Source organism: Pseudomonas sp. NFACC04-2 (genome assembly GCF_900119265.1).
Classification (GTDB): domain Bacteria; phylum Pseudomonadota; class Gammaproteobacteria; order Pseudomonadales; family Pseudomonadaceae; genus Aquipseudomonas; species Aquipseudomonas fluorescens_AA.
Map to the genome: position 1 here is coordinate 52,823 of NZ_FPJC01000027.1, position 10,436 is coordinate 63,258.

Here is a 10,436-nt window from a genome sequence, read left to right on the forward strand (position 1 = left end):
TCAGATCCCCAACTGCTGACGCTGGCGCTTCAAGTGCTCCGGCATCTCTTTGTAGACGTCTTCGAACATGGTCGCGGCGCTTGGAATCTGCCCGCCGGCGAGGGTGCCGTACTGCTCGGCTTCCTTCTGCGCGGCGATCACCTCGGCTTCGAGTTCGGCGGTGACCGCCGCATGTTCCTCTTCGGACCACTGGCCGATCTTGACCATGTGCTGCTTGAGACGGGCAATCGGATCGCCCAGCGGGAAGTGGCTCCAGTCGTCGGCAGGGCGGTACTTGGAGGGATCGTCCGAGGTGGAGTGCGGACCGGCGCGGTAAGTGACCCATTCGATCAGCGCCGGGCCGAGGTTGCGGCGGGCACGTTCGGCGGCCCAGCGCGAGGCGGCGTAGACCGCCATGAAATCGTTGCCATCGACACGCAGGGAGGCGATGCCGCAACCGACGCCGCGTCCGGCGAACGTCGTGGCTTCACCGCCGGCAATGGCCTGGAAGGTGGAAATCGCCCATTGGTTGTTGACCACGTTGAGGATCACCGGCGCCCGGTAGACGTGGGCGAAGGTGAGGGCGGTGTGGAAGTCCGATTCGGCGGTGGCGCCGTCACCGATCCAGGCCGAGGCGATCTTGGTATCGCCCTTGATCGCCGAGGCCATGCCCCAGCCCACGCCCTGGATGAACTGCGTGGCGAGGTTGCCGGAAATGGTGAAGAAACCGGCGTCCTTGACCGAGTACATGATCGGCAACTGCCGGCCCTTGAGCGGATCGCGCTCGTTGGACAGCAGTTGGCAGATCATGCCCACCAACGGCACGTCGCGGGCCATCAGGATGCTTTGCTGGCGATAGGTGGGAAAGCACATGTCATCGATGTTCAGCGCCAGGGCCTGGCCGCTGCCGATGGCTTCCTCGCCAAGGCTTTGCATGTAGAACGACATCTTTTTCTGACGTTGGGCGACCACCATGCGGTTGTCGTAGATCCGCGTCTTGAGCATGGCACGCATGCCTTTGCGCAGGATCTCGACGGGAATGTCCGCCGCCCAGTCGCCCAAGGCATTGCCCTGGTCATCGAGCACGCGGATCAGGCTGCGGGCCAGGTCGGCGGTGTCGGCGGGTTCGACGTCGATGGGAGGTTTGCGCACCGTGCCGGCATCGGACAGATGCAGGTAGGAAAAGTCGGTCTTGCAGCCGGGACGGCCCGAGGGTTCGGGGACGTGCAGGCGTAGCGGTTCGTACGCTGGGTTCATGGCTTTCTACGCTCGATCTTGTGAATTTCTTGTAGTGGGCGCGCTAGCTGACGAATGTCCCGGGTAGGGGAAATTGTCCTACAACAATCATAGGCTCGACGAAGAAGAATATTTTTCTCTGTTAGCTTGCTGTTCAGATCATTTGCAGATAAAAAATCTGCACAACGATAAAAAACAGGATTATTTGTCTCATGCGTAAATTGGATCGCACCGACATCGGCATTCTGAACAGCCTTCAGGAAAACGCCCGCATCACCAACGCCGATCTCGCCCGCTCGGTCAATCTGTCGCCGACGCCGTGCTTCAACCGCGTCCGGGCGATGGAGGAGCTGGGGGTGATCCGCGAGCAGGTCACGCTGCTGGATGCCGACCTGCTGGGGTTGCACGTCAACGTGTTTATCCATGTGAGCCTGGAGAAGCAGGTGGAGGAAGCGTTGCAGCACTTCGAGGAGGCGATTTCCGACCGACCGGAGGTGATGGAGTGCTACTTGATGGCCGGCGATCCGGACTACCTGATCCGCGTGCTGGTGCCGACCATCCAGTCGCTGGAGCGGTTCATGATGGACTTCCTGACCAAGGTCCCGGGGGTGGCGAACATCCGTTCGAGCTTTGCCCTCAAGCAGGTGCGCTACAAGACCGCGCTGCCGTTGCCGGCCAATGGGTTGACCTTGGGGACCTGAGGTTCATTGTTTCCTGACCCACTGTCATCGCGAGCAAGCTCGCTCCCACATTGGGTTTGCAGTGTTGCCGGGTTCTGCGACCTCCGCCAATCCCTGTGGGAGCGAGCTTGCTCGCGATGAGGCCATTACATTCAGTACAAGCTTCTAAAGTTGATTGATCGGAATCTTCAGATAGGTCACGCCATTGTCCTCGGCCGGCGGCAGGTGGCCGGCCCGCACGTTGACCTGGATCGCCGGCAGCAACAGCGTCGGCATGCCTAGCGTTGCATCACGTTGGGTCCGCATGGCCACGAACGAGGCTTCATCGATGCCATCGCGGACATGGATGTTGTGCTGGCGCTGTTCACCCACGGTGCTCACGCAGTGGGGCTCGCGTTCCTCCGGTGGATAGTCGTGGCACACATACAGCCGCACCCCGGCGGGGAAAGCCAGCAGCTTGCGGATCGAGGCGTAGAGCTGATGGGCGTTGCCACCGGGGAAGTCGCAACGGGCGGTGCCTACGTCGGGCATGAACAGCGTGTCGCCCACCAGGATCACGTCGCCATCGATCAGGTAGGCCATGTCCGCCGGGGTATGGCCGGGCACGTGCAGGGCGGTGGCCTTGAGGTTGCCGATCAGGAAGGACTCGTCGGGCGCGAACAGGCGGTCGAATTGCGAACCGTCGACGGCGAAGTGCGGCTCCAGGTTGAACAGGGTCTTGAACACGTTCTGCACCTGGCCGATGGACTCGCCGATGGCGATCTTGCCGCCCAGCTCCCGACGCAGATAAGGCGCGGCGGACAAGTGATCGGCATGGGCGTGGGTCTCCAGCAGCCATTGCACCGTCAGTCGATGTTCCCGCACAAACGCAATCACCCGATCCGCCTGCGCGGTGCCGCTGCGGCCCGAGGCCGGATCGTAGTCGAGCACTGGATCGGCTACCGCGCAGTACCCGCCATCGTGCTCATACACAACGTGGGTATAGGTCTTGGAGGCGGGGTCGAGAAAACTTTGGATCTGCGCGGGCATGACAGCGAACCTGTACGGGAAGAACTCATGAAAGGGGCTGTTACGCAGCCCAGCGGGAGCAAGCTCCCTCGCCACATACCAATCTAAAATAGCTTGTTGCAACGCTTGGGGCTTACAACATATGGTCCGCAGCTTAGTGAGGACCAAGGCGTCCTGCAAATGCGATCGCACCTGCCATCAGGTGTGCGCGGCTTGAGAGAACCTGAATGTTACTGGCGAGTTTTTTTGGTGTGGTCATGGGCCTGGTCCTTGGCCTGACGGGGGCGGGCGGCGGCATCCTGGCGGTGCCGGCGTTGGTGTTGGGCCTGGGCTGGAGCATGACCCAGGCCGCGCCGGTGGCGTTGTTGGCGGTGGGTAGCGCGGCGGCGGTGGGGGCCATCGACGGGCTGCGCCATGGCCTGGTGCGTTACCGTGCGGCGCTGCTGATCGCATTGCTGGGCGCGGTGTTTTCGCCGCTGGGCATCTACCTCGCCCACCAGCTTTCGGAAAAAATCCTGATGATGCTGTTCAGCCTGCTGATGGTGCTGGTGGCGGCGCGCATGTTGCGCCGGGAAACGCCGCAAGTGGGGCCCAGCGATCATGGCGCCGCCAGTTGGGGTCAGAAGAACTGCATGCTCGACCGCCAGACCGGCCGCCTGGCCTGGACGCCTCGTTGCACCGCCACGCTGTCGGCATTGGGCGCAGTGACGGGCATGGTCTCGGGGTTGCTGGGCGTGGGGGGCGGTTTCCTGATCGTGCCGGCGTTCAAGCAACTGACCGATGTGCAGATGCGCGGGATCGTCGCGACGTCCTTGATGGTCATCAGCCTGATTTCGTTGATTGGCGTGGTGGGCGCGTTTCATGCCGGGGTGAGCATCGACCGGGTAGGGATGGCGTTCATTGCGGCGAGCATCGTCGGGATGGTGCTCGGCCGGCAAGTGTCGGCCAAGGTTCCGGCCCGGGCACTGCAGATGGGGTTCGCCGGGGTGTGCCTGGGGGTGGCAGTGTTCATGTGGGTGCGGGCGTAGCGGCCATGAACCGGGACTGCCCCATGGCCACAGGGGTTACAGCAACCGGCACTGCATCGAAAACCCCAGCGCCACCGATTGCCCTTGCTCCAGCAAACGCAACCCCGGCCGTCCCGGCAGGTGGTGGGCGTTGACGGGGTGGCTGACCGGTTCGATGCAAAAGAAATCCAGGCCCACGGGGCAGTACAGCAGGAAGTAATCGCAGCCGCTGGCCTGGCACTCCAGCTCATAGCCCAGCTGCGGCTGTTGGATCAGGCAATGCCCGTCCCAGCCACCGAAGCCATTGTCCACGAGGGTGTCCGGCAACAAACGGGCCTCCTGGAAGTTCCAGTGTTCGGGAAGGTCGATCCGTTCTGTCGGCAGTTTCGTGGCGTCGCACAGCCAGGCTTCGCTCGCCCGGGTTTGCAGGCGCGTACCGGTGGTGCGCGGGAAGTACGGGTGGAGGCCGAGCCCATGCCACGCCGGCTGTTTCGCCGTGTGGGTGACGAGCATCGCGATCTGCAACTGACCGCCGCGCAAGCGGACACGCAAACTGGCGCAATAGCCGAATGGGTGCTGACTGTCGAGTTGCAGCAGCGCTTCCTGGGCATTCTGTTCGGTCACTTGCCACGGTTGCTGCCAGGCACTGCCATGGATGGGGAACGGGTCGTTGGGGCTGTTGGCGTCCAGGGCCAGCCAGCCGCCAGGGCAATCGAAACCGCCGTTGGCGATCCGGTTCGACCAGGGGATCAACGGGAACCCACCGAGCTTGCCGGGCAGGGCGTTTTCCAGGGCTTGGGGGGCCGGCGGGCGTAGCAATGGCGCGCCGCTGCTGCGCACGGTCCAGTCGACCAGGCTGGCGCCCAGATGCGGGGCCAGGGTGAGGCGGGTCAGTTCGTCTTCGAGATGGAGAAGGGGTGGGGTCATGGTGGTTGTCTGCTGGATTGAAAAGCAGTGAGGAAATGCAGATTTTGTGTGGACGCTGTTGTGGCGAGGGAGCTTGCTCCCGCTGGGTGGCGAAGCCGCCCCAAAAATTTGTGCTGAAACAAATAACTTGGGCCTGCTTCGCAGTCCAGCGGGAGCAAGCTCCCTCGCCACAAGGGGGCTTGCTTGCTGATGGAAGGGTTACAACACCAGGTGCGGCAACCACAGCGACAGGGCTGGCACGTAGGTCACGAGCATCAGCACCAGGAACAGCACGGCATAGAACGGCAGCAGCGCCTTGACGGTGGCTTCGATGCTGACCTTGCCGATGGCGGAGCCGACGAACAGCACCGCCCCCACTGGCGGCGTTATCAGCCCGATGCCCAGGTTCACCAGCATGATCATGCCGAACTGCACCGGGTCTACGCCGATGCCGACGATAACCGGCATCAGGATCGGCGTCAGGATCAGGATCAGCGGCGCCATGTCCATCACGGTGCCCAACAGCAGCAGCATCACGTTGATGCACATCAGGATCACGTAACGGTTGTCCGACAGGGTCAGGAACATCGTGGTGATCTTCGCCGGGATCTGCATCAGCGTCATGATGTAGCCGAAGCTGGCGGCGAAGCCGATCAGGATCATCACGATGGAGATGGTGCGCACGGTGCGGTGCATCAGCTTCGGCAGTTCACGCCACTTGTAGTCGCGGTAGATGAACATGGTCACGAAGAACGACCACAGCACCGCGATGGCCGCCGATTCGGTGGCGGTGAAGATGCCCGACAGGATGCCGCCGAGGATGATCACCATCGCCATCAGACCCCACAGGGCCTCGCCGACGATTTTCAGCGCCTGGCGCATCGGGATCACTTCGCCCTTGGGGTAGTTGCGCTTTTTCGCGAAGATCAGGCACAACACCATCAGACAGGCGCTCATCAGCAAGCCCGGCACGATGCCCGCCATGAACAGCGAGGCAATCGAGACCGTGCCGCCGGCGGCCAGGGAGTAGAGCACTGAGTTATGGCTTGGCGGGGTCAGCAGGGCTTGCACCGAACCACTGACGGTCACGGCGGTGGAAAAGTCCCGTGGATAGCCCTTGCGTTCCATTTCCGGAATCAGCACCGAGCCCACCGACGCGGTGTCGGCCACTGACGAACCGGAAATCGCGCCGAAGAAGGTCGAGGCGACGATGTTGACCAGTGACAGGCCACCACGCACAAAACCCACCAGCACGCCGGCACACGCCACCAAGCGGCGGGACATGCCACCCTCGGCCATGATCGCACCGGCCAGCACGAAGAACGGAATGGCCAGAAGGGAGAACTTGTTCACCCCGCCCGCCACCTGGATCATCACGGCCTGGAACGGGATGTCGATCCACCACGCTCCGATCAGGGCGGCGGCGCCCAGGGCGTAGGCAACCGGCATGCCGATCAGGATCAACACGATAAAACTGCCCAGCAGAATCAGAGCGTCCATTAAGCGGCACCTTCACTTTCTTCAACCAGGTCGAACTGCACGACCCGCCGTTTGCTCTGGTCACCGAGCAAGAGTTTTTCCAGGACGAAAACCAGCGTCAGCAAGCCGCCCAGGGGAATCGGCAAATAAGTCACGCCAACTCGCAGGCCGGGCAGGGAAGCCATGAACTGGTTCCAGGTGGACATGCACAGCTTGAAGCCCCAGACCGTCATGAAGATGCAGATCAGGGCCATGAGCAATTGGGAAAAGATCGACGCCGCGGATTTCAGGTGCGGTGGCATGCGGTCGGTGACCATGGCCACGGCCATGTGCGCACCGGCGCGGTAACTGGCGGCGGCACCAATGAAGGTGAACACCATCATCAGCAGGATCGCCGTGGGCTCGGGCCAGCTCGAGCCGGAACCCAGCACGTAGCGGGCGAACACGCCCCAGGGAATCATCAGGGAAATCGCCAGGACGGAAAGGCCGGCAACCCAGATGCACGTCATGTAGATCTTATCGTTGATACGCAGCAGCAAATTCTTCATCGGGTTCCACCGTAACCGGGCACGCCTTGGGCATCAGGCGTGCCGGGCCTTTTCATGAGTACAGAACGGGAGGCGTTACTGAACGGCTTCGATACGCTTGATCAGGTCGGCATAGGGCGCGCCGTACTTGGCCCGTACCGGTGCGGTGGCGTCGTAGAAGGGTTTTTTGTCGACGGTGATGAACTCGACACCCGCAGCCTTGAGTTTTTCTTCGCTGGCGGCGGACTTCTGGTCCCACAGCGCGCGCTCTTCGGCCTGGGCAGCCTTGGCGGCCTTCCTGACCATCGCCTGTTGATCCGGTGTCAGTTTTTCCCAAGTGATTTTCGACATCACGATCGGCTCTGGCAGGATCAGGTGTCCGGTAAGGCTGTAGTACTTGGCGTTTTGGTAGTGGTTGTGTTCGAGCAGGGTCGGCGGGTTGTTTTCCGCGCCGTCGATCACGCCGGTCTGCAGGGCGCTGAAGATTTCACCGGTGTCCATCGCGATACCGTTGGCGCCCATGGCGTTCATCATCTCGATGAACATCGGGTTGCCTTGCACACGGATCTTCATGCCCTTGAGGTCTTCGAGCTTGCGCACCGGCTTCTTGGTGTAGATGTTGCGCGTGCCGCCGTCCATCCAGGCCAGGGCCACCAGACCGAACTCGGAATTGGTGATCCGGTCGAGGATCGCATCGCCCACATCACCGTCGATGACGGCACGCATGTGGGCCTGGTCGCGGAAGATGAACGGCATGTTGAACACGTTCACATCCGGTACCACAGGGCCGACGATGCCCAGGCTGACCCGGGACATCTGTATCGCGCCGACTTGCATCTGCTCAATGACTTCCTTCTCGGAACCCAATACACCGCCTGGAAAATATTTGAAGGTCAGCTCGCCGTTGGTCTCTTTGGTCAGGGTCTTGCCCATGCTTTCTTCGGCCATCACGGTGGGGTAGCCCTTGGGATGGATGTCGGCGATCTTGAGTTCAAGGGCATGGGCCGCCTGGGCCAGGAAGGCCAGGGGGAGGGCTGCGATCAGAAGCGTGCGTTTGAAATTCATGGTCAATCTCCAGTTTGTTGTTTTTTTTATGGCTCATTCAGCAAAGCGGTGAAGCAGATTATTTCGCGGCGTGTTCCAGCCCTCCAAAAGTGGGCTCGGCCAGGCCTTTGACGCCGGGGTTGAGGGCGAACACGCCCCCGGCCAGGGAATGCGGATCGGTGTCGTCACCGGGGCGGATCGAGGTGACGAAGAGGGTGTCCAGGCGGCTGCCGCCAAAGGCGCACATGGTGGGTTTTTTCACCGGTACCTCCAGTGAGCGGTCGAGACGTCCATCCGGGGTGAACCGGTGAATCAGCCCGGCGTCGTTGGCGCAGATCCAGTAGCAACCGTCGGCGTCGACTGCCGCGCCGTCCGGGCGACCGGCCAGGGGCAGCATGTCGACGAATAGCCGCCGGTTGGATGGGGTGCCGCTGTCAATGTCGTAGTCGAAAGCCCAGATCTGCTGGACCAACGGGTGTGAGTCGGAGAGGTACATCGTCCGGCCGTCCGGGCTGAATCCCAGGCCATTGGGCACGATGAAACCGCTCAGTTGCGCCTCGACCGGGCTGCGTTGCCCGGCCTCATACCGGTACATCCGGCCTTCGTCGACGTTGGCGGCCATGTTCAGCACCATGCTGCCGGCCCAGAAGCGGCCCTGGCGGTCGCAACGGCCATCGTTGAGGCGCATGTCGACGCGGCTGTGCTCGACGCTCGCATAGAGTTCGTTGTCGAGGCTGCCGTCGTCATGGGGGTGCAGGCGGAAGAAACCGCTTTCCATGCCCGCTACCCAGCCGCCGTCCTGGTGACGGGCAATGCAGGCAAGCATTTCGGGGGCTTCCCAGCCCTGGATTTTTCCGCTGCTGGCATTCCAGCGTTGCAGGCCACCGCTGGGGATGTTCACCCAATACAGGGCGTTTTCCTCGGGGACCCACACCGGGCTCTCCCCGACGGCGTTGCGTGCATCGACAATCAATTCGGCTTGCATGGTGATTCCTTTGTACGTTCATATCCCATGGAAACAGGCCAATCAGTCGTCGAACGGGCCGGCCGCGACGAAGGCACCGCCCTGGTAGATCCTGGCAGGGTCATCGGCGGCCGGCATTGGCTGGGCTTCGATCTTGTCGCGGAAAATCTCGGAAGTGTCCTTGGGCTGGTAACCCAGGTGCGCGGCGTGGCTGTTGTCCCACCAGACGTCGCGGTTGGCGGACACGCCGTAGACCACGGTGTGGCCGACCTTTGGCGTGTAGAGCGAGCATTCGATCAGTTGGGTGAGGTCGTCGAAGCTCAGCCAGGTGCTCATCATCCGGCGGTTCTGCGGTTCGGGGAACGAGGAGCCGATGCGGATGCTCACGGTCTCTATGCCGTAGCGATCGAAGTAGAAGCTGGCGACGTCTTCGCCGTAGGATTTGGACAGGCCGTAGTAGCCATCCGGACGGCGAGGGGAGAGGGCGTCGAGGGCCTCGTCCTGCTTGTAGAAGCCGATGACGTGGTTGGAGCTGGCGAAGATCACACGCTTGACGCCATGCTTGCGGGCGGCTTCATAGATGTGGAACACGCCACTGATGTTGGCGCCCAGGATTTCTTCGAACGGACGCTCCACCGAAACACCCCCGAAATGCAGGATGGCGTCGACGCCTTCCACCAATCGGTGCACGGCCTGTTTATCGGACAGGTCGCACGGCACCACTTCTTCGCTTTCATCGATGGCCGGGGCCATGTTGGCGATGTCCGACAGCCGGATGTGACGGGCGAAAGGCTTGAGGCGCTCGCGCAGGACTTTGCCCAGGCCGCCGGCGGCGCCGGTCAGCAGCAGGCGATTGAGGGGTTGGCGAATCGGTGTCGTAGTCATGGCATTACCTGAGCAAACAGTGAGTGATATCCGTTGTATAGGCCATATGACCGCGGGCAAAGGGTGACCTTTCCTTGTGGGAGCGAGCCTGCTCGCGAAAGCGCCAGTCCAGCCGCCCCCTCACCAGCAGACCCACCCAACCGCCTTACAACAAACTGATCGGATAGCTGATGAAAATACGGTTCTCATCGAATTCGTTGGTGCTGAAATCCCGGCGCATCGTCGAGTTGCGCCATTTCACGTTAAGGCTCTTCAGGGCGCCGCTCTGCACGGTGTAGGCCAGCTCACTTTCACGGCCCCACTCCTTACCATCGTCGACCGTGGCGGTGTGCACGTTGTCACCGCTGATGTAGCGGTTCATCAAGGTCAGGCCCGGCACGCCGACGGCGGCGAAGTTGAAGTCGTGGCGCAGTTGCCAGGATTTTTCCTTGGCGTTGTCATAGCTGGAGTTGTAGCTATCGTTGGCCAGGGTGCCGCCGCTGGTGCCGTTGACGCGCATCCAGGCATCGTCGCCACCGACTTTCTGCAGGCCGACGTAGAAGGTATTGCCGCCGTATTTGGCCGAGAGCATGGCGAACGCGGTTTTGTTGTCCAAGTCGCCGGCCAGGGCGCTGCCGTCTTCCTTGCCGATGAAGTAGCCGAGGTTGGCGCCCAGGGTCCAGTCGCCGATGGGTTGGCTATGGGTCAGGTTGAAATATTGCTGCTGGTAGATGTCGGACAG

Annotated in this window: 11 protein-coding genes; 2 read left to right on the forward strand and 9 right to left on the reverse strand. The window is 62.0% G+C overall.

Annotated elements, in window-relative coordinates; translation table 11 throughout:
* Nucleotides 1-1,236: a 3-methyl-2-oxobutanoate dehydrogenase (2-methylpropanoyl-transferring) subunit alpha gene (locus BT125_RS25545; protein ID WP_072411592.1), complete on the reverse strand. Its 1,236-nt coding sequence runs from the start codon at nt 1,234-1,236 to the stop codon at nt 1-3.
* Nucleotides 1,237-1,427: 191 nt separating this feature from the next.
* Here BT125_RS25545 and bkdR point away from each other — a divergent pair, with 191 nt between their 5' ends.
* Nucleotides 1,428-1,916, forward strand: a complete 489-nt coding sequence (bkdR, locus tag BT125_RS25550; protein ID WP_003202929.1) for a Bkd operon transcriptional regulator BkdR — start codon at nt 1,428-1,430, stop codon at nt 1,914-1,916.
* 144 nt (nt 1,917-2,060) lie between these two features.
* On the opposite strand, the gene BT125_RS25555 is transcribed toward bkdR, so the two are convergent.
* On the reverse strand, nt 2,061-2,924 hold the full coding sequence (locus tag BT125_RS25555) for an MBL fold metallo-hydrolase (protein ID WP_072411594.1): 864 nt from the start codon (nt 2,922-2,924) through the stop codon (nt 2,061-2,063).
* 206 nt (nt 2,925-3,130) lie between these two features.
* On the opposite strand from BT125_RS25555, the gene BT125_RS25560 reads away from it, so the two are divergent.
* Nucleotides 3,131-3,931, forward strand: a complete 801-nt coding sequence (locus BT125_RS25560; RefSeq protein ID WP_072411596.1) for a sulfite exporter TauE/SafE family protein — start codon at nt 3,131-3,133, stop codon at nt 3,929-3,931.
* Between the two features lie 36 nt (nt 3,932-3,967).
* Here the strand turns inward: BT125_RS25560 and BT125_RS25565 are convergent, their stop codons facing one another.
* The 7 genes from BT125_RS25565 to BT125_RS25595 all read right to left on the reverse strand — a co-directional run.
* A complete protein-coding gene (locus BT125_RS25565; protein ID WP_072411598.1) occupies nt 3,968-4,837 on the reverse strand; it encodes an aldose 1-epimerase in 870 nt (289 codons plus the stop codon).
* Between the two features lie 198 nt (nt 4,838-5,035).
* Nucleotides 5,036-6,316 (reverse strand): TRAP transporter large permease, encoded by a 1,281-nt coding sequence (locus tag BT125_RS25570; RefSeq protein ID WP_072411600.1) that lies wholly within the window; start codon nt 6,314-6,316, stop codon nt 5,036-5,038.
* Entirely contained in the window at nt 6,316-6,843 is a 528-nt protein-coding gene (locus BT125_RS25575; protein ID WP_072411602.1) for a TRAP transporter small permease, read from the reverse strand. Before BT125_RS25575 ends, BT125_RS25570 begins: the two co-directional genes overlap by 1 nt.
* Before the next feature lie 75 nt (nt 6,844-6,918).
* Complete coding sequence (locus tag BT125_RS25580) at nt 6,919-7,887, reverse strand: TRAP transporter substrate-binding protein (RefSeq protein WP_072411604.1); 969 nt, start codon at nt 7,885-7,887, stop codon at nt 6,919-6,921.
* Between the two features lie 58 nt (nt 7,888-7,945).
* The gene (locus BT125_RS25585; protein ID WP_072411606.1) at nt 7,946-8,851 is read right to left on the reverse strand and encodes an SMP-30/gluconolactonase/LRE family protein; all 906 of its coding nucleotides are present in this window, start codon (nt 8,849-8,851) and stop codon (nt 7,946-7,948) included.
* A 42-nt stretch (nt 8,852-8,893) separates the two neighbouring features.
* The gene (locus tag BT125_RS25590) at nt 8,894-9,715 is read right to left on the reverse strand and encodes an NAD-dependent epimerase/dehydratase family protein (RefSeq protein WP_072411608.1); all 822 of its coding nucleotides are present in this window, start codon (nt 9,713-9,715) and stop codon (nt 8,894-8,896) included.
* 145 nt (nt 9,716-9,860) lie between these two features.
* Nucleotides 9,861-10,436: OprD family outer membrane porin (locus BT125_RS25595; protein WP_139271801.1), on the reverse strand; the 576-nt coding region annotated here is incomplete at its 5' end.